This window comes from Streptomyces sp. R302, from assembly GCF_012927245.1.
In the GTDB taxonomy this organism is placed as follows: domain Bacteria; phylum Actinomycetota; class Actinomycetes; order Streptomycetales; family Streptomycetaceae; genus Streptomyces.
Window position 1 is genome coordinate 31,461 of sequence record NZ_JABBGE010000011.1, and the last position, 23,637, is coordinate 55,097.

Genomic DNA, 23,637 nt, shown 5'->3' on the forward strand with positions numbered 1-23,637 from the left:
CCGCACATGATGGGCCGCACGATCTTCATCGACCCGGGCCGCTGCATCGGCTGCCAGGCCTGCGTCTCCGCCTGCCGCGAATGCGACTCGCACCGCGGCAAGTCGATGATCCACCTCGACTACCCCGACGAAGGCCACTCCGTCGCCTCCCTTCCCACCGTCTGCATGCACTGCGAGGACCCCGTCGCCCCCTGCGCCGAGGTCTGCCCCGCCGACGCGATCCTGGTGACCGCCGACGGCGTGGTGCAGCAGGCCGACACCACCCGCTGCATCGGCTGCGCCAACTGCGTCAACGCCTGCCCCTTCGGCGTCCCGAAGATCGACCTCCAGGCCAAGCTGCAGATGAAGTGCAACCTCTGCTACGACCGCACCGCCTACGGCCTCGCCCCGATGTGCGCGACCGTCTGCCCCACCGGCGCCCTCTTCTACGGCACCCTCGACGAACTGCGCGCCGAGCGCCCCGGCGTCCAGGTCGCCGACTCCTTCACCTTCGGCTCCACGACCGTCACCACCGGTGTGGCGATGGTCGTCCCCGCCGACAAGGTCCAGTGGCCCGTGCCCGGCGGTCTGCCGGTCGTCGAGATCAACGGAAGGGACGTCCGATGAGCGTCACCGACCCGCAGCCGCCCGCGCCGGACGCCGGCGCCGACGCGGCGCAGGAGGCGCTCCGCGACCGGATCGCCGCCGACTCCCTCACCACCCGCCGCGACTACCTGCGGATCGTCGCCACCGTCTCCGGCGGTCTCGCGGTCGGCGGCGTCGCCGTCGCCTCCGGCATCCTGCACCGGCACGGCGACCCCGACGGCACCCCCGAGGTGAAGAGGATCGCCGACGCGATCCTGCCCGGGGAGTCCCTCGCCTTCCGCTACCCGGGCGACGAGGACCGGGCGATCGCCGTCCGCATGGACGACGGCACCCTCGCCGGCTACTCCGCCGTCTGCACCCACCTGGCCTGCGCCGTCCTGTGGCGCAAGGACCGGGGCAGCGAGGGCGAGCTGTACTGCCCCTGCCACGAGGGTGTCTTCGACGCCCGTACGGGAGAGGTGACGGCCGGCCCGCCGCCGCGCGGGCTCCCGAAGGTGATCCTGGTCGAGCAGGTCGACGGCAGCGTCTGGGCCATCGGCACCGCCCGCTCGGGGGAGAGCCTCCAGGAGGGCTACTGCCGCCAGCGCGGCGCCGGCACCCCGCCCTGCGAGGCCCTCAAGGGCGGCGCCCCCGCCGGCCGGCCCGGCACCGAGAGGAGCGAGCGCGCATGACGACCGAGAACCCGCTCCCGGAGCGCCCCGCGTACCACCCGGGCAGCGCGCAGCCGCGGCTGAACCGTCCGGTGCACGAGCGCTATCCGCAGATCCGGCCCACGAGCGGGTACGGCGACCCGCGGATCCGGCACACGGGGCCGGGCCCGGGGGCGGGCACGGAGCAGGAACCGGAGCGCTCCTCGAAGCTGTCGGCGCGGCTGGCGCTGGCGCTCACGGTGGTGATCGGCCAGCTGTGGGGGCTGACCATCGTGGTGGACGAGTGGATGTCCGGCGACACCGGCACGGCCTGGTGGGGCGCGGGATTCCTCGTCCTGTCGTTCCTGGTGGTCCTCGGCCTGTGGGCGCTGGACCCGAAGGACCGGTGAGGGGAGGGCAGGCCGTCAGGGTGCCGGTGATCGGGCCGGTCAGGGGCGGGGGAGCGGGCGTACCCTGAAGACATGAGCACCGCCCCCGCCCACGGACCGCGAGACGCGAAGCCGAACGGCATTCGGTCGAATTCCCAGACCCCTCCGAAGCCGGTGATCGTCTTCGACGATCCGCTGGACACGCAGTCCGCGGACGACACGGACCGCGGGTGGGGCGAGCGGCCTCCGGCCGGCGGCGCCGCCGCCGACCTCGCGCGCTTCCTCGACGAGAAGCCGCCGCACCACCTCTGACGCCGGAGCGTCCCTCCGGTCAGGAGGTGGAGTGCGTCCCCTTGCCGCTGCTGGGCCCGCGCTGCGAGATGAGGTGGTCGCGGATCTCCTTGAGCACCTCCAGCTCGCTGACCTCCAGGACCTCCTCCACACCCTCCTTCGCCTTGTCGTGCGCGGCACGCCTGGCGAGGACCTTGGCCATCGGCAGCACCATCAGGAAGTAGACGACGGCCGCGGTGATGAGGAAGCTGAGGACCGCGCTGAGGACGGTGCCCCACATGATCGGGATGCCGGTGACCACGTTGCCGGCGTCGTCGATCTGGCAGGGGCCCTTGAGACAGGACCGGTAGCTCTCCAGGTCCTTGGTGCCGAAGGCACCCACCAGCGGGTTGATGACTCCCTTGACCACCGAGTTCACGATGTTGGTGAACGCGGCACCGATGACGACCGCCACCGCGAGGTCGATCACGTTCCCGCGCATCAGGAAGGCCTTGAAGCCCTCCATCACGCTTTCCTTCTTCTCGGCCACCAAGGTGCCTTTCTACGGGTGCGCTGCTGTGTGCGCAGCCATTAGGCCGTGAAGGGCGCAAGGTCGTCCAATCCGTACACACGGGACGGTGACTTGACAGCGAGTCAGTGCGAATCAGCACAGTGTCACCGCCAGTTGGGACGTGACACCGGCACCTGCCAGCGCCGTGGCGGTCGCCCGGGGCACGGACAGGACGATCAGCGCCCCGCCGTCGGCACGAGCCTCCCCCGGGCGTGGGACCTCGGCCACCCGGGCGGCCCGCGCCACCACCCGCACCGCGCTGTCGCCGTTCCCCAGCGGGGAGTTGGCGACGGGCGCGGCGATGACGTCCACGCGGTCGCCGGCGCGCAGGAGCCGTACGGCCTCCGCGTCGGCGATCCGCACCGGCGCGGACACGAGCCGGACGGGCGCGGGGGGAGGAACGGGCGCGGGCGCGCGGGCCGCGGCCGCGGGCGCGGTGGCGGGGACGGGCCGGGCGACGGCGGTCAGTGCGAGGGCCGCCGCCGTGAGCAGGAGGAGCGCGCCGGGCGCGCGGCGCAGCCGGGGCCGGAGCCGTCCGCCGCGGACCCGCAGCGGCGGGAAGTCCGGCACTTCGCAGGGCCCGGGCACGGGTCCGGTGTTGGCAGTACGTGCGCGGCCCGCACGCGTCACATGGGCAGCGTTCATGTGCGTCGTGTTCATGCGGCCACTGTGGCGTCACCTTCGCGATCCCGCTCCGGCCTGTGGACAACCAGCCGCCTGTGAATAACTCGGCCACACCTCAGCCCGGCCACACCTCAGGGGCTTCGGCGATGCTACGTGCTACGTGCTGCGTACTGCGGGTCTGCCTCAGGCGGCCGGCGTCGAGCTGGACGACGTCGAGCTGGACGTCGACGTGCTCGTCGACGAGGCCGGCTTCGCGTCCGAGCCGGACGACGAGGAGGTGGACGTCGTCGAGGACGTCGAGCTCTTCGCGGCCGGGGAGCTGCTGGACGAGGCGCCGCGGCTGTCGTTCCGGTAGAAGCCGGAGCCCTTGAAGACGATGCCGACGGCGGAGAACACCTTCTTGAGGCGGCCGTGGCAGGCGGGGCACTCGGTCAGCGCGTCGTCCGTGAACTTCTGGACCGCCTCAAGGCCCTCGCCGCACTCGGTGCACTGGTACTGGTAGGTCGGCACTAGTCTTCCTCCTGGCACTCACACTCATCGAGTGCTAACGACGATCCATAGTGACGTATTCCGTCGGTTCAGTCCACCGCCACCGGCACGCGGTGACCGATGCCACGTGCCGCGGCCCGTGCCGCGACCCGGCTCGCCTCGCGCGGCTTGAGCCGCGAACGCAGGGCGATCAGCGTGACGAAGGCGAGCGCGGTGCCCGCGGCGGGGACGAGGAATCCGGCGCCGGAGCCGTGGGCGTCGGCGAGGCGGCCGGCGACCGTGACGGCGAGGGCCTGGCCGAGGGCGACGGCGCCGGTGAGCCAGGTGAAGGCCTCGGTGCGGGCGGTGGCCGGGATCAGGGTCTCGACGATGGTGTAGCCGGTGATCAGGGCCGGGGCGATGCACAGGCCGACGACGAGGCCGAGGGCGCCGAGCAGGAGCACCGAGTGCGTGGTCCACAGCAGGGACGCGGCGACGGTGAGGCCGGCGTAGCCCAGGATCAGGCGGCGGCGGGGGCCGGTCTTCCAGGCGATGGCGCCCATGGCGATGCCGGCGAGCATGTTGCCGGCGGCGAAGACGCCGTAGAGGAGGCCGTTGGCGCCGGGGTTGCCGATCTCCTCGCTGAAGGCGGTGAGGGAGACCTGCATGCCGCCGAAGACGGCGCCGATGCCGAGGAAGGCGACGATCAGGACGCGGACGCCGGGGACGGAGAGCGCGGAGCGGCGCGGCTCGGCGCCTTCCCGGCCCGCGGCGGCGAGCGCGCCGAAGGCGGGCTGGGTGGCGCGCTGGGCGGCGAAGAAGAGGCCGCCGACGAGGGTGAGGGCGGCTTCGGTGATCAGGCCGGCGGCCGGGTGGACGCCGGTGGAGAGGGCGGTGGCGAGGACCGGGCCGACGACGAAGGTGAACTCGTCGGTGACGGACTCGAAGGCCGCGGCGGTCGGCATCAGCGGGGTGCCGTCGAGCTTGGCCGCCCAGCGGGCCCGGACCATGGGGCCGACCTGCGGGACGGAGGCGCCGGCGGGCACGGCGGCGAGGAACAGCGCCCACAGCGGGGCGCCGGCCAGCGCGAGCACGACGAGCAGGGAGACGGCCGCGGAGTGGACGATGACGCCCGGGACGAGGACGGCGCGCTGGCCGAAGCGGTCGGCGAGCTTGCCGCTCTGCGGGGCGAAGAGCGCCATGGAGACACCGGTGACGGCGGCGACGGCGCCTGCGCTGCCGTAGGAACCGGTGGTGTGCTGGACGAGCAGGACGATGCCGATGGTCAGCATCGCGAACGGCTGCCGGGCGGCGAAGCCGGGGATCAGGAAGGAGAGCGCACCGGGGGTGCGGAGCAGCTGCCCGTAGCCGGGCCGCTTCTCGGAGACGACCGTGGACGCCACGGTCCTGGCCTTTCTGCCGCCTGGTAGCGCGCGGGCACGGTGGTGCCGGTCTCGCCGAGAGCTGTCCTCATGCGCGGAACTGCGGTAGATACCGGGAGGGCCCCACTGCGGGAGGGGGCGCCGCGGCCGCCATACGGTCGCGCCAGCTCTGCGTCAGGCAGAGTTGGTTCGATCAAGTGTGCCTTCATGGTACAGGGAGGAGTGCTCTCCCGCCTGTGATTCCACTGGGGAGAACGCTCCTGGCCCCGAAATGATCGCGATAATCCCGTCGATCAGCGGCTCGTCGGTCCGGGGTCGGCCGGCGGCGGCGCGTTCTTGCCCGTCATGGAGGCCGGCCGGTGGAAGCGGGTCGCCGTCGTGGTGACCGCCTTCCGTCCGTCCCCGGTGCCGAGCCAGCCGGCGAGCTTGCCGCCCTGGCCGACCGCGCGCAGCCGCCGCTCGGTGGCGTCGCGCACCGGGTCGGTGGCGACGACGAGCAGCTCGTCGCCCTTGCGCAGCACGGTCGCGGGGCCCGGTACGAAGCTGGCTTCGTCCCGTACGACGAGGGTGACGGCGGCGCCGGCCGGGAGGCGCAGTTCGGCGACCTCGACGCCGTGCATCTTGGAGCCGGGCGGGATGGCGACGGAGAGCAGGTGGCCGCGGAGCCGTTCCAGCGGGGCGGACTCGACGCCGAGGTCGGCGGCGCCGGCGGTGTCGCCGAGCTTCAGCGCCCTGGCCAGGTAGGGGAGGGTCGGGCCCTGGACGAGGGTGTAGACGACGACCAGGACGAAGACGATGTTGAAGATCCGTTCGCTGCCGTCGATCTGCCCCACCATCGGGATGGTGGCGAGGATGATGGGGACGGCTCCGCGCAGGCCGGCCCAGGACATGAGGGCCTGTTCCTGCCAGGGGATGCGGAAGGGCAGCAGGCTGACCAGGACCTCCAGGGGCCGGGCGACCGTGGTGAGGACGAGGCCGATGACGACGGCCGGCCAGAAGTCGTTGACGAGCTCGTGCGGGGTGACGAGCAGGCCGAGCAGGACGAACATGCCGATCTGGGCGATCCAGCCGAGTCCCTCGGCGAAGCCGCGGTTGGCGGGGGCGTGCGGCAGCTTGGCGTTGCCGAGGATCATCGAGGCGAGGTAGACGGCGAGGAAGCCGGAGCCGTGGGCGAGGGCGCCGGCCGCGTAGGCGGTGACGGCGATGGCCATGACGGCGATCGGGTAGAGGCCGGAGGCGGGCAGGGCGATGTGCTTGAGCCCGTACGCCCCGAGGAAGCCGACGGCGAGGCCGACGGCGGCGCCGATGGCGAGCTCCAGGGCGATCTCGCCGACGAGGACGTACCAGTGGTCGACGGGTCCCGCGGTGGAGAAGGCGACGACGAGGATGACGACGGGGGCGTCGTTGAAGCCGGACTCGGCTTCGAGCACGCCGGTGACCCGGGCGGGCAGCGGCACCTTGCGCAGTACGGAGAAGACGGCGGCGGCGTCGGTGGAGGAGACGACGGCGCCGATGATCAGCGCCTGGCGCCACTCCAGGCCGACGAGGTAGTGGGCGCCGGCGGCGGTGACGCCGACGGAGACGGCGACGCCGACGGTGGAGAGGACGACCGCGGCCGGCAGGGCCGGCCTGATCTCCTTCCACTTCGTGCCGAGACCGCCCTCGGCGAGGATGACGACGAGGGCCGCGTAGCCGATGACCTGGGTGAGTTCGGCGTTGTCGAAGGCGACGCCGCCGATGCCGTCCTGCCCGATGGCGACGCCGATGCCGAGGTACAGCAGAAGGCTGGGGAGCCCGCTCCGGGACGAGATCCGCACGGCGGCGACCGCGATCAGCAGCACCAGCGAGCTGATCAGCAGGAGTTCGTTGAGCTCGTGGACAGTCAGTGCGCCGTTCCTTCCCCTCGTCCGCGCCGGATCGTTCCTCCAGCGGGCGGTACTTCGTTACCTTACCTAATCTTTAACGCTTTCTTGACGCCCCCCTCGCGGCCTCCGCTTCCCCGATGCGGTCATCAGTGCGGTTCCTCCCTGACACCGAGTCCAGGGCGCCCAGGGGCTGCGCCTAAGGTTGCTCCCGTACTCCAGGACCACCCTGCCCCTCGAAGGACAGCGATGCCCTCCAACACGACCGCGCCCCCCGCCAAGAAGAAAGGCAGGCGCGCCCGCCTGATCGTCCTGCTCCTGGTCCTCGCGCTGGTCGGGGCCGTCGCCTTCGGCGGCTGGTGGGGAGTCGGCACCGTCCGCGCCTCGTTCCCGCAGACCACCGGCGAGGTCAGGATCGACTCCCTCTCCGGCGGCGTCGAGGTCAAACGGGACGCCCACGGCATCCCGCAGATCTACGCGGACAACGAGACCGACCTCTTCCGCGCCCAGGGCTACGTCCAGGCGCAGGACCGCTTCTACGAGATGGACGTCCGCCGGCACCTCACCGCCGGCCGCCTCTCCGAGATGTTCGGCGAGGGCCAGGTCGAGACCGACGCCTTCCTGCGCACCCTCGGCTGGCGCCGGGTCGCGCAGCAGGAGTACGACAAGGTCCTGGCGCCGGAGACGAAGAAGTACCTCCAGGCGTACGCGGAGGGCGTCAACGCCTATCTGAAGGACCGGGAGCCGAAGGACGTCTCCGTCGAGTACGCGGCCCTCGCCTTCACCAACGACTACACGATCGAGCCGTGGACCCCGGTCGACTCGGTCGCCTGGCTCAAGGCCATGGCCTGGGACCTGCGCGGCAACATGCAGGACGAGATCGACCGCTCGCTGCTCACCAGCCGGCTGACCCCGGCCCAGATCAAGCAGCTGTACCCGGCGTACCCGTACGAGCTCCACCAGCCGATCGTCGATCGCGGCGCGGTCGACCCGGTGACGAAGAAGTTCGACCCGAAGGCCGGCGCGGACGAGGAGTCCGAGGACGGTACGGGGACGGGTGCGGGCTCCGGCGGCGCGAGCCCCCAGCTCGCCGCGCTCGCCGGCCTCTCCGAGGTCCTCGACTCCGTCCCGGCCCTGCTCGGCCCCAACGGCAACGGCATCGGCTCCAACTCCTGGGTCGTCTCCGGGAACCTCACCACCTCCGGCAAGCCGCTGCTCGCCAACGACCCGCACCTCGCGCCGATGCTGCCGTCCCTCTGGTACCAGATGGGCCTGCACTGCCGCTCGGTCTCCGCGACCTGCCGCTACGACGTCGCCGGCTACACCTTCTCCGGCATGCCCGGCGTGATCATCGGCCACAACGACTCCATCGCCTGGGGCCTCACCAACCTCGGCGCCGACGTCACCGACCTCTACCTGGAGAAGGTCAGCCCCGACGGCTACCTCGTCGACGGCAAGGTCAAGCCGTTCGACACCCGCGAGGAGGTCATCAAGGTCGCCGGCGGCCGCGACCGGCCCATCACCATCCGCTCCACCGAGCACGGCCCGCTGGTCTCCGACCGCTCCGCCGAGCTGGAGAAGGTCGGGCAGACCGCCCCCGTCGGCAACTCCGCCCCCGACCGCTCCACCGGCTACGGCGTCTCCCTCCAGTGGACCGCCCTGACGCCCGGCAAGTCCATGGACGCGATCTTCGCGATCGACCGCGCCAAGAACTTCAAGCAGTTCCGGGCCGCCGCGAAGAACTTCGAGGTCCCCTCGCAGAACCTCGTGTACGCCGACACCGAGGGCCACATCGGCTACCAGTCGCCCGGCAAGATCCCGCGGCGCACCAAGGGCGACGGCACCCTGCCAGCGCCGGGCTGGGACTCCTCGTACAAGTGGAAGGGGTACATCCCCTTCGAGCAGCTGCCGTACGAGTACGACCCGGAGCGCGGCTACATCGTCACCGCCAACCAGGCCGTGATCTCCCCGCAGCAGTACCCCGACCTGCTCACCAAGGACTGGGGCTACGGCTCCCGCAGCCAGCGGATCAACGACCTCATCGAGTCGAAGACCAAGGACGGCGGCAAGATCTCGCCGGACGACATGCGGACCATGCAGACCGACAACCGCAGCGAGATCGCCACCCTGCTCAACCCGCTGCTGCTGAAGATCGACATCTCCGACCCGTACGTCCGCGAGGCGCAGAAGCTCCTCGAAGGCTGGGACTACACCCAGGAGCCCGACTCGGCCGCCGCCGCGTACTTCAACGCGGTGTGGCGCAACGTCCTCAAGCTCTCCTTCGGCGACAAGCTGCCCAAGGAGGTGCGCACCGAGGGCGACTGCATCAACGTGCGCCCGGTCGACGCCACCGGCCCGGTCGACGAGCAGAACAAGCTGGTCCGCGAGTGCGGCGAGCGCGACCCCGACTCGGCGCAGCCGGACGGCGGCGACCGCTGGTACGAGGTGGTGCGCCCGCTCCTCAAGCAGGAGGAGAGCGCGTGGTGGAAGACGCCCGCCACCCGCACCGACCCGGCCACCGAGACCCGCGACCAGCTGCTCGCCCGGGCCATGAAGGACGCCCGCTGGGAGCTGACCGCCAAGCTCGGCAAGGACGTCTCCACCTGGAGCTGGGGCCGGCTGCACCAGCTGACCCTGGAGAACCAGACCCTCGGCACCGCCGGTCCCGGCATGGTGCGACGGCTGCTCAACCGCGGCCCGTGGAACCTCGGCGGCGGCGAGGCGGCCGTCGACGCCACCGGCTGGAACGCGGCCGGCGGCTACGAGGTCATCTGGGTGCCGTCGATGCGGATGGTCGTGAACGTCGGCGACTGGGACAAGTCCCGGTGGATCAACCTGACCGGCGCCTCCGGCCACGCCTTCCACGACAACTACACCGACCAGACGGACGCCTGGGCGAGCGGCGAGCTGTACGACTGGGCCTACGGCAAGGCGGCGGTCGACGCGGCGGCGAAGGACACGCTGACGCTCAAGCCGTGATCAGGAACGGCCGAAACGGGTCGCCCCGTCCGGGGTGACCACCGCGTGCACGGGGTGGTCGTGCGGTTCCTCCGGGACCCGCGCGACCACCTCGTCCGCGTAGAGGAGCACCACCAGGGCCGGGTCCTTCCCGGCCCGCGCGAGCCGGGCGAGGACCCGGTCGTACGAGCCGCCGCCCCGGCCGAGGCGCATGCCGCGCGCGTCCACCGCGAGCCCCGGCAGCAGCACCGCGTCCGCCGTGCACACGGCGTCCGGTCCGAGCCGCGGGCCGGTCGGTTCGAGCAGGCCGCGGCCGGCCTTCGCGAGCGCCCCGGGCCCTTCGTACGCCGCCCAGTCCAGGTCGTTGTCGGGCAGCAGGACCGGCAGCAGGACCCGCACCCCGCGCGCGTGGAGCGCGTCGAGGAGGGCGCGGGTGCCGGGTTCGCGGCCGACGGAGACGTATGCGGCGACGGTGGCGGCCCCGGACAGTTCGGGCAGGTCGACGCCGTGGGAGGCCAGCGCCCCGGCGGTCCGCGCGAGGGCCTCGGGGGAGAGGGCGGCGCGCGCGTCGAGCAGCCGGCGGCGCAGCAGGGCCTTTTCGGACAAGTCGGGATTCTCTTTTCGCACGGTGGTCCCTTAGGAATCTCACGTAACAGTCTTTATGCGGGGAAAGTTAATCGGAAGCACATCTTTGTCTCATTCCCTAGCGGTTAAGGTGCCTGCATGAATCAGTCGTTTCCGCGGCTCGGTCGGATCAGCAAGGCTGTCATCCCGGCCGCCGGCCTCGGCACCCGCTTTCTTCCGGCGACGAAGGCGACACCCAAGGAGATGCTCCCGGTCGTCGACAAGCCGGCGATCCAGTACGTCGTCGAGGAGGCCGTCGCCGCCGGTCTCTCCGACGTGCTCATGATCACCGGCCGGAACAAGCGTCCGCTGGAGGACCACTTCGACCGGAACTACGAGCTGGAGGAGGCGCTGATCCGCAAGGGCGACGACGAGCGCCTCTCCAAGGTCCAGGAGTCCAGCGACCTCGCCACCATGCACTACGTGCGCCAGGGCGCCCCCCGCGGCCTCGGCCACGCGGTGCTGTGCGCCGCCCCGCACGTCGGCGACCAGCCCTTCGCGGTCCTCCTCGGCGACGACCTGATCGACCCGCGCGACCCGCTGCTCGCGCGGATGGTGGAGGTCCAGGAGCGCCACGGCGGCAGCGTCGTCGCGCTGATGGAGGTCGAGCCCTCCCAGATCCACCTGTACGGCTGCGCGGCGGTCGAGGAGACCGTCGACGGAGACGTGGTGCGGGTGACGGACCTGGTGGAGAAGCCGGACCCGGCCGAGGCGCCCAGCAGCTACGCGATCATCGGCCGCTATGTGCTCGACCCGGCGATCTTCGGCACGCTGCGGGAGACCGAGCCGGGCCGGGGCGGCGAGATCCAGCTCACCGACGCCCTGCAGAAGCTGGCGGGCGACGAGAGCCTCGGCGGTCCGGTGCACGGCGTCGTCTTCAAGGGCCGCCGCTATGACACCGGCGACCGCGGTGACTATCTGCGTGCCATTGTCAGACTCGCGTGCGAACGTGAGGATCTGGGACCGGACTTCCGGGACTGGCTCCGGAGATACGTCAACGAGGAGATGTAGGACCTTGAGCAGCGACACGGCACCGTCCCAGGACCCCCGGGACCCCCAGGACGCCCGGGACCACGGTCATGGCCACGACCACGGTCACGACCACGCCGTGGGCGACCCCTGCGCGGGGCCGGCCCGCGGCCTGTGGTCGGTCGACGAGCACCTGGCCGACATCCTGGCGACCGTCCGCCCCCTCGACCCGATCGAGCTGCAGCTGCTCGACGCCCAGGGCTGCGTCCTGGTCGAGGACGTGACGGTGCCGGCGGCGCTGCCGCCGTTCGACAACAGCTCCATGGACGGGTACGCGGTCCGGGTCGCCGACGTCGCGGGCGCGACCGAGGAGTACCCGGCGGTCCTCACCGTCATCGGCGACGTCGCCGCGGGTGCCGACGGCCTGCCGGAGGTCGGCCCCGGGCAGGCCGCCCGGATCATGACCGGCGCCCCGCTGCCGCCCGGCGCCGAGGCCGTCGTCCCCGTCGAGTGGACCGACGGCGGCGCGGGCGAGGGCGCGGCGACCGGCATGCGGGCCGCGAGCAGCGCCCCCGAGGGCGCCGCCGGCGAGGTGCGGGTGCACCGCGCGGCGGAGGCCGGCGCCCATGTCCGCCGGGCCGGCAGCGACGTGCGGGCCGGGGAGCTGGCCCTCGCCGCCGGCACGGTCCTCGGTCCGCCGCAGCTCGGCCTGCTCGCCGCGATCGGCCGCGGCACGGTCACCGTCCGCCCCCGCCCGCGCGTGGTGGTCCTCTCCACGGGCAGCGAACTCGTCCAGCCCGGCGAGGAGCTGGGCCCCGGCCGGATCCACGACTCCAACAGCTTCGCGCTCGCCGCCGCCGCCCGCGACGCCGGCGCGCTCGCCTACCGGGTCGGCGCGGTCGCCGACGAGGCCGAGTCGCTCCGCGCCACCATCGAGGACCAGCTCATCCGGGCCGACCTCGTCGTCACCACCGGCGGCGTCAGCGTCGGCGCCTACGACGTGGTCAAGGAGGCGCTGACCGCCGACGGCCGGGTCGACTTCCGCAAGCTCGCCATGCAGCCGGGCAAGCCGCAGGGCTTCGGCACGGTCGGCGCCGAGCAGATCCCGCTCCTCGCCCTGCCGGGCAACCCGGTCTCCTCGTACGTCTCCTTCGAGCTGTTCGTGCGGCCCGCCATCCGCGCCCTGATGGGCCTGGAGGACCTGCACCGCCCGGTCGTCCGCGCCGCACTGAAGGCCGACGCGCCGCTCTCCTCTCCGTCCGGCCGCCGCCAGTACCTCCGGGGGACGTACGACGCCGAGTCCGGCACCGTCACCCCCGTGGGCGGAGCCGGCTCGCACCTGATCGCCGCCCTCGCCCACGCGGACTGCCTGCTCGTCGTCCCGGAGGACCGCGACACGGCCGCCCCCGGCGACGAGCTGGACGTGGTCCTTCTCGGCTGAGGGGGACGGCGCGGGGGTACGGTGTGTCGTCCCACACAGCGACCGGGAGTGTCACGGCGATGAGCACGCAGCAAGGTCTCACCCACATCGACGAGGCGGGCGCGGCCCGCATGGTCGACGTCTCGGCGAAGGACGTCACGTCCCGCACGGCGCGCGCGAGCGGGCGGGTGCTCGTCTCGCCGCGCGTGATCGAGCTGCTGCGCGGCGAGGGCGTGCCGAAGGGCGACGCGCTGGCCACCGCCCGGATCGCCGGGATCATGGGCGCCAAGAAGACCCCGGACCTCATCCCGCTCTGCCACCCGCTGGCCGTCTCCGGCGTGACGCTCGACCTCACCGTCGCGGACGACGCCGTGGAGATCCTGGCGACCGTGAAGACGACGGACCGCACGGGCGTGGAGATGGAGGCGCTGACCGCCGTGTCGGTGGCCGCGCTGACCGTCGTGGACATGGTGAAGGCCGTGGACAAGGGCGCGGTCATCTCCGACGTACGGGTCGAGGAGAAGACCGGCGGCAAGTCGGGCCACTGGACCAGGACGGACGCGGAGGGCACGGCGTGACGCGCGGCGGCCGGGTCGCGGGCGCCCACGAGGGGCACGGCGGCCCTGCGACGGCTCCGTACGCGGCGCTCGTCGTCACCGCCTCCAACCGGGCCTCCGCCGGGGTCTACGAGGACAAGGGCGGCCCGCTGATCGCCGAGGGCCTGCGCGCCCTGGGCTTCGCCGTCGACGGGCCGCAGGTCGTCCCCGACGGGGCGCCCGTCGAGGCGGCGCTGCGGGCCGGGGTCGCGGCCGGGTACGACGTGATCCTCACGACCGGCGGCACCGGCATCTCGCCGACCGACGAGACGCCCGAGGTCACCGCCCGGGTCCTGGACCGGCACATCCCCGGCATCCCGGAGGCGATCCGGGCGTACGGCCGGGAGAAGGTGCCGACGGCGGCGCTCTCGCGCGGCCTCGCCGGGGTCGCGGGAGGCACGCTGATCGTGAACCTGCCGGGTTCGACCGGCGGGGTACGGGACGGGCTCGCCGTCCTGGAGCCGCTGCTGCGGCACGCCGTGGACCAGATCCGCGGCGGCGACCACCCGAGACCGGCGGAAGCGGGCCCGGCGTCATGAGCACGGCCTGGCCGGCCGTCCTCGCCGACGGAGACGTGGTGCTCCGCCCGATAAGGATGCGCGACCAGCGGGAGTGGCGGGAGGTGAACCGCCGCAACCGCGAGTGGCTGCGCCCCTGGGAGGCGACGGTGCCGCCGCCCGCGCCCGGCATGCCGCCCGCGCAGCGCCCCACGTACCGTCAGATGGTGCGCCATCTGCGGTCGGAGGCGCACGCCGGTCGGATGCTGCCGTTCGTCATCGAGTACCGGGGCCGGATGGCCGGGCAGCTGACGGTCGCCGGGATCACCTGGGGCTCGATGTGCTCCGGGCACGTGGGCTACTGGGTGGACAGCGAGGTCGCCGGGCGCGGGGTGATGCCGACGGCGGTCGCGCTCGCCACCGACCACTGCTTCCGCACGGTGGGCCTGCACCGGATGGAGGTGTGCATCCGGCCGGAGAACGGCCCCTCGCGGCGCGTGGTGGAGAAACTCGGCTTCAGGGAAGAGGGGGTGCGGCCGCGCTATCTCCACATCGACGGCGCCTGGCGGGACCACCTGGTCTTCGCGCTGACGGCGGAGGAGATCCCGGAGGGGCTGCTGGCCCGCTGGCACCGCACGCGACGCAGGGACGCCGCCTAGCCCTGCACGAGCCGGCCCTTCACGCCACCAGGATTCACATAACTGTTCGAATTCCAGCGGCATATGAACAGCGATCGATCTGAACAATCACAAAAAAGTTCAGTGATATCAGCCAGATCGTGCGACACACCGGGCCAATTGGCCGATGCCCCGTCGCGAACCCCTCTACCGTGTGAGGCGTGAGCAGCAGCGGCCTCATCTACGCAGTCATCGTCGGGGCCTGGGCCGCCTACCTGGTGCCGATGTGGCTCCGCAGGCAGGACGAGCTGAACGAGGCCCGTCCGACGGAACGCTTCAGCACCGCCATCCGGCTCCTCTCCGGACGGGCGGGGATGGAGCGCCGGTACGCCAAGGAGCTCCGCGAGCGGGACCGTACGGCCCAGGACGCGGCGACCGACGTCGACCCGGACGCGGCGACCGAGCACCTGAGCTCGGTCGACGTCCGGGCCTTCGCCGCGCCCCCGGCCAGGACCGAGGCGCGCCTCGAACTCCCCGAACCCGCCCCGCAGCCCGAGGCCGCGCCCGCCCCGGCGGCCCGCGCCGCCGCCGAGCGCGCCCGCCGCGGCAAGGCCCTGGCGCGCCGCCGGCGCACCACCATCGTGCTGTTCTCCGCCTTCACCCTCGGGGCCGTCGTCGCCGCGGTCGGCGGCGTCGCCTTCCTGTGGGCGCCCGGCGTGCCCGCCGTCCTGCTCAGCGCCTACATCGTCCACCTGCGCGGACAGGAGCGCCGCCGCTTCGTGTACGTGATGGACCGGCGCCGCGCCGAGGCCGCCGCCGCCCGGCTCCGCGAGTCCCGCCGGGCCGCCGCGCCCGAGCCCGAGCCGTCGCCCGCGCCCCCGGTCTCCCCGCAGGAGGCCGACCGGCGCGCCCTGGTCGAGCAGACCGACCACGCCGAGTGGGTGGACCAGCAGCGCGAGCGCGGCCCGGCCCGCGGCGACAGCTGGGACCCGGTGCCGGTGCCGCTGCCCACGTACGTCACCGCGCCGGTCGCCCCGCGCGCCTCCAACGGCGTGGACGTCACCGACCCGGAGACCTGGAGCGCGGCCCGCTCCTCCACCGCCGAGCAGCCCCCGGCCGCCTCCCCGGCGCCGCGCCGCCGCCCGGCCCCGCCGCGCCGCGGCCGGGACCACGGCCGCACCCCGCTCTTCGACCAGTACGCCGACCACGCGGACGACGAGCGCCCCCGCGCCGCCAACGAATGAGAGACCCCCGCACGGGGCCTCATCTGACCTGCGGCGTAAGCGATTTTTCTTCTCGGCGACCGGGATGCTAATGTTTCACACGTCGCAGGGGCCTGTGGCGCAGTCCGGTAGCGCACCTCGTTCGCATCGAGGGGGTCAGGGGTTCGAATCCCCTCAGGTCCACCAGCGACTGTTCTTGAGTTCGCTCAGGAAGAGTTCACGAGATCCCGTCCGATCTGATTGATCGGACGGGATCTCGGCGTTTCCGGGGTCTGTACGAGGTGCGTCCGAACGAGGTCGACGCTGGGGACGGGTGTCTTGCGGTCGTCGGCCTGAAGTTTCGGGGTCGAGCCCGGCGGTCGTACGGGCCAGTGCGGCCGGCATGGCGGGACAGGCCAGGGTGCCGTCGACGAGGAGGGCACCTTGGTGGGTGCCCTGGACGCCCCGGTGCTGCTGCATGGGGCATCGAAGCTCCCGCTTGGCGTGTTCACAGGCCTGAGGATGAGGATCACCAACTTCAGGGGCAAGGGCCAAGAGCGCCCTGACCTAGAGTCATGGCCGTGGCCGAACCCCTTTCGAGCGAGACCCTGAAGGAATTCCTGGGCATCATACGAGTCGGCGAAGTCCGTACCGGCCGCGTCATGAGCATCGAGGACCGGGAGGTGCTCGTCGAACTGGACGGGTTCTCCGGTCCCGGGAAAGCAGTGGGGCGTATCCCGCGTGGTGATCTGACCCGCAAGGCAATCGAGCATCCATCCGAGGCTGTGAGCATCGGGCAGCGGCTCGCCTTCGAAGTGATAGCCGTCGACTGGCATCAGGAGCGTGTCTGGGCCTCCGCTTCAGCGTGTGAGGACCCGGCTCTGCGAGCGTTTCTTCTTGGCCTTCGGTGCGGCGCAACACACCAAGGTCAGGTGCAGAGCGTCCACAACTTCGGTGTGTTCGTGAACCTCGACGGCGAACCGGTCGATCAGTGCACCGGGTTCATCAGGGGCCCCGAACTGAGCTGGCTGCGGATCGACCATCCCGCAGACGTCGTCACTACGCGCCAGCGGGTCGTGGGCGAGATCATCGACGTAGACACCCGGCGTGGACAGGTTCAGCTGTCGCTGAAGGCTCTCCAGAAGGACCCGCTCGTTCCCTTCACGGACCAGGTAGGCATCATCACGACCGGGCAGGTCACCAGGCTGATCCCCTTCGGAGCCTTCGTCCGCATCGCCGACGGCGTCGAGGGCCTCGTGCACAACACCGAGTTCCGTGACGAGCCCGTCGAGCACCCCGGCCAGATGGTGAGCGAGGGTGACGGGATCACCGTACGGATCGTCGAGGTCGACCTCGCGCGGCGCCGCCTCACCCTGTCCGCCAGAAATCTGCCTCAGGAGGGGCAGGGGCCCTTCTGAGGAACCAAACCGGCTGTGAGCAGTCAGCCAGCGGCAGACAGATGGTGCCACCAGTGGACACAGCCGCCGGAGCAGAAGCGCTCGCGGCGCCGTCCGTCGGCGACCGCGAGCACTGCGATCAGCAGCTTGAACGCCTTACGGCGTTCATCGACAGGCGTGAGGCCGGCGATCTTTCCCAGTTGCATGTCGATCCGGCCCCGTGAGATCAGCACCGCGGGCGTATGCGTCGGGCGCAGCCCAGAACGGCGGATGCTCTTCGAGGCATCCTCGGCGACAGCGCGCGCTTGGACGCAGTGATGACACAGGAACCGCAGCACCTCGGACTGTTTTTCCTGGCCGAGGCCGTCGAACCACTCGATGCCTTCGGACGTGGGGCGCAGACCCTGGGCGAGTTCGTTCAGCAGGACGTCCCGTTCGTTCACGACTGCTCCCCAGGAGATCAGACGGCACTCGGCCGCAGAGTCGGCACGGACCCACATCTGCCACGTGAGCATGCCCACGCCCACTGACCACGCCACTCTGCCGTGCGCGGCCGCTCGAACACCAACCCATTACGAGCGGCATGGGCGCAGTGTCGGGAAACGATCTCCAGTCAGACGGGAAGCGATCTTCGTCGTTCACGGCTTTTCCGGGGCGAGGGCCGACAAGGCGACGGCCCCGGCGAAGGATCGCCGGGGCCGTCGCGGGCGGTCAGGCCAGCGGCTTCACGAAGCAGAGGCTGCTGTCGTGGTGGCGGTAGTGGCCGAACTTGTTCGGGCTGGGCTCGTAGCCGCTGGAGGTGTAGAGGGCGATGGCCTCGGGCTGTTCGGTGCCGGTCTCCAGGACCATGCGGGTGCGGCCGGCGGCGCGGGCGTCGTCCTCCAGGAGGGCCAGGATGCGGCGGGCCAGGCCCAGGCCGCGGGCCTCGGGTATGACGTACATGCGCTTCAGCTCGGCGTCGCCGTCCGCGTACCCCTCCTCGTTCTCCTCCTGACCGCGCCAGGCGCCGCTGGCGACCGGGCGGCCCTCGGGGTCGTACGCGAGGAGGTAGAGGCCCCGCGGCGGGGTGAACATCGAGGCGTCGAGCGGGGTGGCGTCGCCCTCGCCGTCGCCGTAGCGGACGACGTACTCGGCCAGCACCTCGTCCTGCAGTTTCACGGAGTCGGGGTGGTCGTAGGGGGTGGGCTCGATGCGCATGGCGTCGATCGTACGTGTATGCGAGCGGTGGGTGTCGGTATTCTCCCGGGATGTTCACTGTCACCAGCGCGAACGTCAACGGTCTCCGCGCCGCCGCCAAGAAGGGCTTCGTCGAGTGGCTGGCGGAGACCTCCGCCGATGCCGTCCTGCTCCAGGAGGTGCGCGCCGAGGAGGCGCAGCTGCCCGAGGAGGTCCGGACCCCCGAGGGCTGGTTCACCGCCCACGCCCCCGCCGCCGCCAAGGGCCGCGCCGGCGTCTCGCTCTATCTGCGGCGCGAGCCCGACGCCGTCCGCGTCGGCTTCGGCTCGGCCGAGTTCGACGGCTCCGGCCGCTACATCGAGGCGGACCTGCCCGGTGTCACCGTCGCCAGCCTCTACCTGCCCTCCGGCGAGGCCGGGACGGAGAAGCAGGACGAGAAGTACCGCTTCATGGGCGAGTTCCTGCCCTACCTCAAGGAGCTGCGGGTCCGCGCCGCCGCCGACGGCCGCGAGGTCGTGGTCTGCGGCGACTGGAACATCGCCCACCAGGAGGCCGACCTCAAGAACTGGCGGGGCAACCGCAAGAGCGCCGGCTTCCTCCCCGAGGAGCGGGAGTGGCTCTCCCGGGTCCTGGCGGAGACCGACGGCGGGTACGTGGACGTGGTGCGGGCCCTCCACCCGGAGCAGGAGGGGCCGTATTCCTGGTGGTCCTACCGCGGCCGGGCCTTCGACAACGACACCGGCTGGCGGATCGACTACCACATGGCCACGCCGGGCCTGGCGGCGAAGGCCGTGAAGGCGTACGTGGAGCGGGCGGCCACCCATGCGGAGCGGTGGAGCGACCACGCGCCCGTCACCGCCGTGTACGAGCTGTAGGGCGCCATATAGCCGTCCCGCCGTCCCGCCGTCAGGCTCCCGGGTCGCGCAGGCGGCGGTCGAGGGCGAGGGAGAGCTCGGCGTCCACGACGGCCTTGGCGAGGGGGCGCAGGCGCTGGATGTCGGCGCCCTTCACGTGGGGGCCGAGGGCCTCGGTGAAGAGCTCCGCGAGGGCCTCGGCGTGCTCGCGGACGCGGGCGCCGGCCTTCAGTACCTCGGCGAGGGGGACGCCCTCGCGGACCAGGGCGGCCGAGACGTCGAGCAGGCGGCGGCTGATGTGGACGATCTCCTCGCCGTCGGTCGCCAGATAGCCGAGGTCGAGGGCGGCGGCGAGGTTCTCGGGGGTGACCTCGCCGTCGAAGTGGTCGGCGAGCTCCTCGGGGGTGAGGCGGACCGGTTCCTCCTCGGTGGGGGAGCCGAGTTCGAGGACCTCGCCGACGTCCCGGCCCGATTCGAAGGCCGTGGTGAGGTCGGCGATGCCGGTGAGGGTGTGGCCGCGTTCGAGCAGGGCGGCGATGGTGCGCAGGCGGGCCAGGTGGCGGTCGTCGTACCAGGCGATGCGGCCCTCGCGGCGGGGCGGCGGGATCAGGCCGCGCTCGCGGTAGAAGCGGAGCGTGCGGACGGTGATGCCGGCCGCCTCGGCCAGCTCCGTCATCCGGTACTCGTGGGGCGGGTTCCCTGATCGTTCTGCCACACCCGCCAGCCTATGTTGTACCGCCGGTAACTTTCCCTCGCCCGACCCCTACCGCTCGGTATGGAGCTGCTCTACAGTCCGACTGTGCCAGTGATTGCTGGCGGAATCTTGGCCGGGCGCACGGGAGGCGGCATGGCGAAGCACGAGCACGTTCGGGTGGCGGTGATCGGATCGGGGTTCGGTGGACTCGGGGCCGCCGTCCGGCTGCGCCGCGAGGGGATCACCGACTTCGTCGTCCTGGAGCGGGCCGACTCCGTGGGCGGCACCTGGCGCGACAACAGCTACCCCGGGTGCGCCTGCGACGTGCCCTCGCACCTCTACTCCTTCTCCTTCGCGCCCAACCCCGACTGGCCCCGCACCTTCTCCGGGCAGCGCCACATCCGGGCCTACCTGGAGCACGTCACCGACACCTTCGGGCTCCGGCCGCACCTGCGCTTGAACCACGAGGTCATGAAGGCGGCCTGGAACGAGGACGAGCTGCGCTGGGACATCGAGACCAGCCGCGGCAGCTTCTCCGCCGACGTCGTCGTCTCCGCCACCGGGCCGCTCTCCGACCCGAAGATCCCCGACATCCCGGGGCTCGACGGCTTCACCGGCAAGGTCTTCCACTCGGCCCGCTGGGACCACGACTACGACCTGCGGGGCAAGCGGGTCGCCATGGTCGGCACCGGCGCCTCCGCCATCCAGATCGTGCCCTCCATCCAGCCCGACGTCGCCCGGCTCACCCTCTTCCAGCGCACGCCCCCGTGGGTCATGCCCCGCGTGGACCGCGCCATCAGCGGCCCCGAGCGCTGGCTGCACCGCAAGCTGCCCGCCACCGCCACCCTGCGCCGCGGCATCCTGTGGGGCATCCGCGAGCTCCAGGTCGGCGCCTTCACCAAGCACCCCGGCGAGCTCGGCCTGGTCGAGAAGCTCGCCAAGGCGAACATCGCCCGGTCGGTCAAGGACCCGGTGCTGCGGGCCAAGCTCACGCCCACGTACCGCATCGGCTGCAAGCGGATCCTGCTCTCCAACGCCTACTACCCGGCCCTCGCCCAGCCCAACGTCGACGTCGTCGCCGGCGGTCTGAAGGAGGTCCGCGGCAACGTCGTCGTCGGCTCCGACGGCACCGAGACCGAGGTCGACGCGATCATCTTCGGCACCGGCTTCCACGTCACCGACATGCCGATCGCCCCGCGCGTCATCGGCGCCGACGGGCGCTCGCTCGCCGAGGTCTGGAAGGGCGGCATGGAGGCGCTGCGCGGCGCCACCGCCGCCGGTTTCCCCAACTGGATGACGATCATCGGGCCCAACACCGGCCTCGGGAACTCCTCCATGATCCTCATGATCGAGTCCCAGCTGAACTACCTGGCCGACTACCTCCGCCAGCTGAACGTGCTGGGCGGCCGGGCCGCCCTCGCCGTCCGCCCCTCCGCCGTCAACGCCTGGAACCGCAAGGTCCAGAACCGGATGGAGCGGACCGTCTGGAAGGCCGGCGGCTGCGACAGCTGGTACCTCGACGCCAACGGCCGCAACACCACCCTCTGGCCGGGCACCACCGGCGAGTTCCGCCGCGAGACCCGGCGGGTCGACCTCTCCGAGTACGAGGTCCTCCGCGCCCCGAAGCCGTTGAAGGCCGTCCCCGAGCCGGCGAAGGCCGCTCCCGAGCCGGCGAGGGCCGTCCCCGAGCCGGCGAAGGCCGCCGAGCCCGCCAAGGCCGCCGCCCGCGGCGCCGCCAAGAAGGAGGCCGCCTCGTGAACGCCCGTACCCTGACCGTCCGTTCCGCCGACGGCGCCGAGCTGCACGCCGAGGTGTACGGCCCCGAGGGCGCGCCCGCCGTCGTCCTCGCCCACGGCTGGACCTGCTCCACCGCCTTCTGGGCCGAGCAGATCCGGGACCTGGCCGTCGACCACCGGGTCGTCGCCTACGACCAGCGCGGCCACGGACGCTCGCCCGTCCCCGCCGACGGCGGCTACTCGACCACCGCCCTCGCCGACGACCTGGAGGCGGTGCTCGCCGCCACCCTCGGACCCGGCGAGCGGGCCGTGATCGCGGGCCACTCCATGGGCGGCATGACGATCATGGCCGCGGCGGCCCGGCCCGGCTTCGTCCAGCACGCCGCCGCCGTCCTGCTCTGCTCCACCGGCCCGTCCCGGCTCACCTCCGAGTCCACCGTCGTGCCGCTGCGGCCCGGCGGCCTGCGGACCCGGCTCACCGGCGCCGTCCTCGGCTCGAAGGCGCCGCTCGGGCCGGTCAACGGGATCTCGAAGAAGGTCCTCAAGTACGCCACCATGGGCCCCGGTTCGGCACCCGGCCGGGTCGACGCCTGCGCCCGGATCGTGCACGCCTGCCCGCGCCCGTCCCGCTACGGCTGGTCGCAGGTGCTCGCCCACCTCGACCTGGAGGCGGGCCTGCGCGACCTGCGGGTCCCGGCCGCCGTCCTCGTCGGCACCGCCGACCGGCTCACCCCGCCCGTCCACTCCCGGGCCATGGCCGAGGCGCTGCCGCACTGCACCGGGCTCACCGAACTGGCCGGCATGGGCCACATGACGCCGGTCGAGGCCCCGGAGGCCGTCACCGCGCAGATCCGCGAACTGACGCTCACCTATCTCGGAGCGCGTCCCACCGGCAAGGAGGCAGGGGTATGAGCAGGGTCAGCCTGGAAGGACAGGTCGCGGTCGTCACCGGCGGCGCCCGCGGCGTGGGCGAGCTGCTCGCCCGCAAGCTCTCCGCGCGCGGCGCGAAGATCGCCCTCGTCGGCCTGGAGCCCGAACTCCTCAAGGAGGTCGCCGGCCGGCTGCACACCGAGGCCGACTGGTGGGAGGCGGACGTCACCGACCACGAGGCGATGGCCCGGGTCGCCGCCGAGGTCAAGGAGCGCTTCGGGAAGGTCGACATCGTCGTCGCCAACGCGGGCGTCGCGGCCGGCGGCCCGTTCGTCGAGTCCGACCCGGTCGCCTGGCGGCGGGTCATCGAGGTCAACCTCATCGGCGGGGCGGTCACCGGCCGCGCCTTCCTGCCGGTCCTCATGGAGTCCCGGGGGTACTTCCTCCAGATCGCCTCGCTCGCCGCGATCACCCCGGCCCCGATGATGACCGCCTACTGCGCCTCCAAGTCCGGCGTCGAGGCCTTCGCGCACAGCCTGCGCGCCGAGGTCGCCTACAAGGGCGTGAAGGTCGGCGTCGGCTACCTCTCCTGGACCGACACCGACATGGTGCGCGGCGCCGACCAGGACGACGTGATGAAGGAGCTGCGGCAGCGGCTGCCGTGGCCGTCGAACCGCACGTACCCGCTCGGCCCGGCCGTCGACCGGATCGTCGAGGGCATCGAGCGCCGCTCCGCCCATGTGTACGCCCAGTGGTGGCTGCGCGGGATGCAGTCGATCCGCGGCTATCTGCCGGGCCTCATCGCCACCGTCGGCAAGCGCGAGGTGGCCCGCTTCGAGCCCCGCCTCTCCACGGTCTCCAAGGGCCTGGTGGGTGCGGGCGGCGCGGCCGACGAACAGGCCCGCACCGGGAAGGCGTGAGGCCGGCGCCCACGGAACGTGACTGATCGAAATGCGTGGAATGTTCGCTCGTGCAAGGCTGGTCGAGGCCCTGGGGCACGCCGCCCCGCACCCCTCGCACCCTTACTAGGAGTGAACCTTCATGGGCATCAAGGACCAGTTCCAGGACAAGGCGCAGGAGCTCCAGGAGCGCGCCAAGAAGGCCATGGGCAATGCCAAGGACGAGGCCTCCGAGCGCGCCAGGCAGGAGCGCGAGGGCTCGCAGGAGGCCAAGGAGCGCGGGCAGCAGGAGCTGCGCGAGCGCACCGGCCGCGACGAGGCCTGACGCCCGTCCTGTGACGGAAGGCG

General features: G+C 72.2%; 26 protein-coding genes and 1 tRNA gene. 18 read left to right on the forward strand and 9 right to left on the reverse strand.

Annotated features, from left to right (window positions below; genetic code table 11):
* Window positions 1-6 precede the first annotated feature (6 nt).
* The 4 genes from HHL19_RS29840 (at window position 7) to HHL19_RS29855 (ending at window position 1,915) form a co-directional block, all read left to right on the forward strand.
* Window positions 7-606, forward strand: a complete 600-nt coding sequence (locus HHL19_RS29840; RefSeq protein ID WP_017241081.1) for a 4Fe-4S dicluster domain-containing protein — start codon at window positions 7-9, stop codon at window positions 604-606.
* Window positions 603-1,256: a Rieske (2Fe-2S) protein gene (locus HHL19_RS29845; RefSeq protein ID WP_169093494.1), complete on the forward strand. Its 654-nt coding sequence runs from the start codon at window positions 603-605 to the stop codon at window positions 1,254-1,256. Before HHL19_RS29840 ends, HHL19_RS29845 begins: the two co-directional genes overlap by 4 nt.
* Window positions 1,253-1,624, forward strand: a complete 372-nt coding sequence (locus tag HHL19_RS29850; RefSeq protein ID WP_169093495.1) for a DUF6755 family protein — start codon at window positions 1,253-1,255, stop codon at window positions 1,622-1,624. The genes HHL19_RS29845 and HHL19_RS29850 overlap by 4 nt, the downstream gene beginning before the upstream one ends.
* Window positions 1,625-1,696: 72 nt before the next feature.
* Window positions 1,697-1,915, forward strand: coding sequence for a hypothetical protein (locus tag HHL19_RS29855; RefSeq protein WP_169093496.1), 219 nt, complete (start codon window positions 1,697-1,699; stop codon window positions 1,913-1,915).
* 19 nt (window positions 1,916-1,934) lie between these two features.
* On the opposite strand, the gene mscL is transcribed toward HHL19_RS29855, so the two are convergent.
* The 5 genes from mscL to HHL19_RS29880 form a co-directional block, all read right to left on the reverse strand.
* A complete protein-coding gene (mscL, locus tag HHL19_RS29860) occupies window positions 1,935-2,423 on the reverse strand; it encodes a large conductance mechanosensitive channel protein MscL (RefSeq protein WP_346768459.1) in 489 nt (162 codons plus the stop codon).
* Window positions 2,424-2,537: 114 nt separating this feature from the next.
* The gene (locus HHL19_RS29865) at window positions 2,538-3,104 is read right to left on the reverse strand and encodes a hypothetical protein (RefSeq protein WP_240981968.1); all 567 of its coding nucleotides are present in this window, start codon (window positions 3,102-3,104) and stop codon (window positions 2,538-2,540) included.
* 147 nt (window positions 3,105-3,251) lie between these two features.
* Entirely contained in the window at window positions 3,252-3,578 is a 327-nt protein-coding gene (locus HHL19_RS29870) for an FmdB family zinc ribbon protein (protein ID WP_169093498.1), read from the reverse strand.
* 68 nt (window positions 3,579-3,646) lie between these two features.
* Window positions 3,647-4,939 (reverse strand): MFS transporter, encoded by a 1,293-nt coding sequence (locus HHL19_RS29875; protein ID WP_169093499.1) that lies wholly within the window; start codon window positions 4,937-4,939, stop codon window positions 3,647-3,649.
* Window positions 4,940-5,211: 272 nt separating this feature from the next.
* Window positions 5,212-6,759 (reverse strand): potassium/proton antiporter, encoded by a 1,548-nt coding sequence (locus HHL19_RS29880; RefSeq protein WP_346768460.1) that lies wholly within the window; start codon window positions 6,757-6,759, stop codon window positions 5,212-5,214.
* A 270-nt stretch (window positions 6,760-7,029) separates the two neighbouring features.
* Between HHL19_RS29880 and HHL19_RS29885 the strand changes: the two genes are divergently transcribed.
* Window positions 7,030-9,759 carry a penicillin acylase family protein gene (locus HHL19_RS29885; protein WP_169093500.1) on the forward strand — a complete coding sequence of 910 codons (2,730 nt, stop codon included), beginning with the start codon at window positions 7,030-7,032 and terminating at the stop codon, window positions 9,757-9,759.
* On the opposite strand, the gene HHL19_RS29890 is transcribed toward HHL19_RS29885, so the two are convergent.
* A complete protein-coding gene (locus HHL19_RS29890) occupies window positions 9,760-10,344 on the reverse strand; it encodes a 5-formyltetrahydrofolate cyclo-ligase (RefSeq protein WP_206325409.1) in 585 nt (194 codons plus the stop codon). It abuts the gene before it with no gap.
* 117 nt (window positions 10,345-10,461) lie between these two features.
* On the opposite strand from HHL19_RS29890, the gene galU reads away from it, so the two are divergent.
* The 8 genes from galU to HHL19_RS29930 all read left to right on the forward strand — a co-directional run bounded on the left by galU (window position 10,462) and on the right by HHL19_RS29930 (window position 17,081).
* On the forward strand, window positions 10,462-11,373 hold the full coding sequence (galU, locus tag HHL19_RS29895; protein WP_169093502.1) for a UTP--glucose-1-phosphate uridylyltransferase GalU: 912 nt from the start codon (window positions 10,462-10,464) through the stop codon (window positions 11,371-11,373).
* 97 nt (window positions 11,374-11,470) lie between these two features.
* Window positions 11,471-12,772: a gephyrin-like molybdotransferase Glp gene (gene glp, locus HHL19_RS29900; RefSeq protein WP_169093663.1), complete on the forward strand. Its 1,302-nt coding sequence runs from the start codon at window positions 11,471-11,473 to the stop codon at window positions 12,770-12,772.
* A gap of 59 nt (window positions 12,773-12,831) precedes the next feature.
* Window positions 12,832-13,329: a cyclic pyranopterin monophosphate synthase MoaC gene (gene moaC / locus HHL19_RS29905; RefSeq protein ID WP_169093503.1), complete on the forward strand. Its 498-nt coding sequence runs from the start codon at window positions 12,832-12,834 to the stop codon at window positions 13,327-13,329.
* Window positions 13,326-13,886 carry a MogA/MoaB family molybdenum cofactor biosynthesis protein gene (locus tag HHL19_RS29910; protein ID WP_169093504.1) on the forward strand — a complete coding sequence of 187 codons (561 nt, stop codon included), beginning with the start codon at window positions 13,326-13,328 and terminating at the stop codon, window positions 13,884-13,886. The genes moaC and HHL19_RS29910 overlap by 4 nt, the downstream gene beginning before the upstream one ends.
* Entirely contained in the window at window positions 13,883-14,503 is a 621-nt protein-coding gene (locus HHL19_RS29915; RefSeq protein ID WP_169093505.1) for a GNAT family protein, read from the forward strand. Before HHL19_RS29910 ends, HHL19_RS29915 begins: the two co-directional genes overlap by 4 nt.
* Window positions 14,504-14,682: 179 nt before the next feature.
* Entirely contained in the window at window positions 14,683-15,705 is a 1,023-nt protein-coding gene (glpR, locus tag HHL19_RS29920; protein WP_169093506.1) for a gephyrin-like molybdotransferase receptor GlpR, read from the forward strand.
* Window positions 15,706-15,793: 88 nt separating this feature from the next.
* Window positions 15,794-15,870 (forward strand) — tRNA-Ala (locus tag HHL19_RS29925).
* 374 nt (window positions 15,871-16,244) lie between these two features.
* Window positions 16,245-17,081: a S1 RNA-binding domain-containing protein gene (locus tag HHL19_RS29930; protein WP_169093507.1), complete on the forward strand. Its 837-nt coding sequence runs from the start codon at window positions 16,245-16,247 to the stop codon at window positions 17,079-17,081.
* 23 nt (window positions 17,082-17,104) lie between these two features.
* On the opposite strand, the gene HHL19_RS29935 is transcribed toward HHL19_RS29930, so the two are convergent.
* Window positions 17,105-17,503 (reverse strand): DUF5958 family protein, encoded by a 399-nt coding sequence (locus HHL19_RS29935; protein ID WP_169093508.1) that lies wholly within the window; start codon window positions 17,501-17,503, stop codon window positions 17,105-17,107.
* Between the two features lie 268 nt (window positions 17,504-17,771).
* A complete protein-coding gene (locus HHL19_RS29940; protein WP_169093509.1) occupies window positions 17,772-18,257 on the reverse strand; it encodes a GNAT family N-acetyltransferase in 486 nt (161 codons plus the stop codon).
* A 50-nt stretch (window positions 18,258-18,307) separates the two neighbouring features.
* Here HHL19_RS29940 and HHL19_RS29945 point away from each other — a divergent pair, with 50 nt between their 5' ends.
* The gene (locus HHL19_RS29945; protein ID WP_169093510.1) at window positions 18,308-19,111 is read left to right on the forward strand and encodes an exodeoxyribonuclease III; all 804 of its coding nucleotides are present in this window, start codon (window positions 18,308-18,310) and stop codon (window positions 19,109-19,111) included.
* Between the two features lie 31 nt (window positions 19,112-19,142).
* Here the strand turns inward: HHL19_RS29945 and HHL19_RS29950 are convergent, their stop codons facing one another.
* Entirely contained in the window at window positions 19,143-19,766 is a 624-nt protein-coding gene (locus tag HHL19_RS29950) for a MerR family transcriptional regulator (protein ID WP_169093664.1), read from the reverse strand.
* A gap of 171 nt (window positions 19,767-19,937) precedes the next feature.
* On the opposite strand from HHL19_RS29950, the gene HHL19_RS29955 reads away from it, so the two are divergent.
* The 4 genes from HHL19_RS29955 to HHL19_RS29970 all read left to right on the forward strand — a co-directional run bounded on the left by HHL19_RS29955 (window position 19,938) and on the right by HHL19_RS29970 (window position 23,614).
* Window positions 19,938-21,542 (forward strand): NAD(P)/FAD-dependent oxidoreductase, encoded by a 1,605-nt coding sequence (locus HHL19_RS29955; RefSeq protein WP_169093511.1) that lies wholly within the window; start codon window positions 19,938-19,940, stop codon window positions 21,540-21,542.
* Window positions 21,539-22,432: an alpha/beta hydrolase gene (locus tag HHL19_RS29960; RefSeq protein ID WP_169093512.1), complete on the forward strand. Its 894-nt coding sequence runs from the start codon at window positions 21,539-21,541 to the stop codon at window positions 22,430-22,432. Before HHL19_RS29955 ends, HHL19_RS29960 begins: the two co-directional genes overlap by 4 nt.
* Window positions 22,429-23,310, forward strand: a complete 882-nt coding sequence (locus HHL19_RS29965) for an SDR family oxidoreductase (protein WP_169093513.1) — start codon at window positions 22,429-22,431, stop codon at window positions 23,308-23,310. The genes HHL19_RS29960 and HHL19_RS29965 overlap by 4 nt, the downstream gene beginning before the upstream one ends.
* Before the next feature lie 121 nt (window positions 23,311-23,431).
* Window positions 23,432-23,614, forward strand: a complete 183-nt coding sequence (locus HHL19_RS29970; protein ID WP_169093514.1) for a hypothetical protein — start codon at window positions 23,432-23,434, stop codon at window positions 23,612-23,614.
* The last annotated feature ends 23 nt before the right edge of the window (window positions 23,615-23,637 follow it).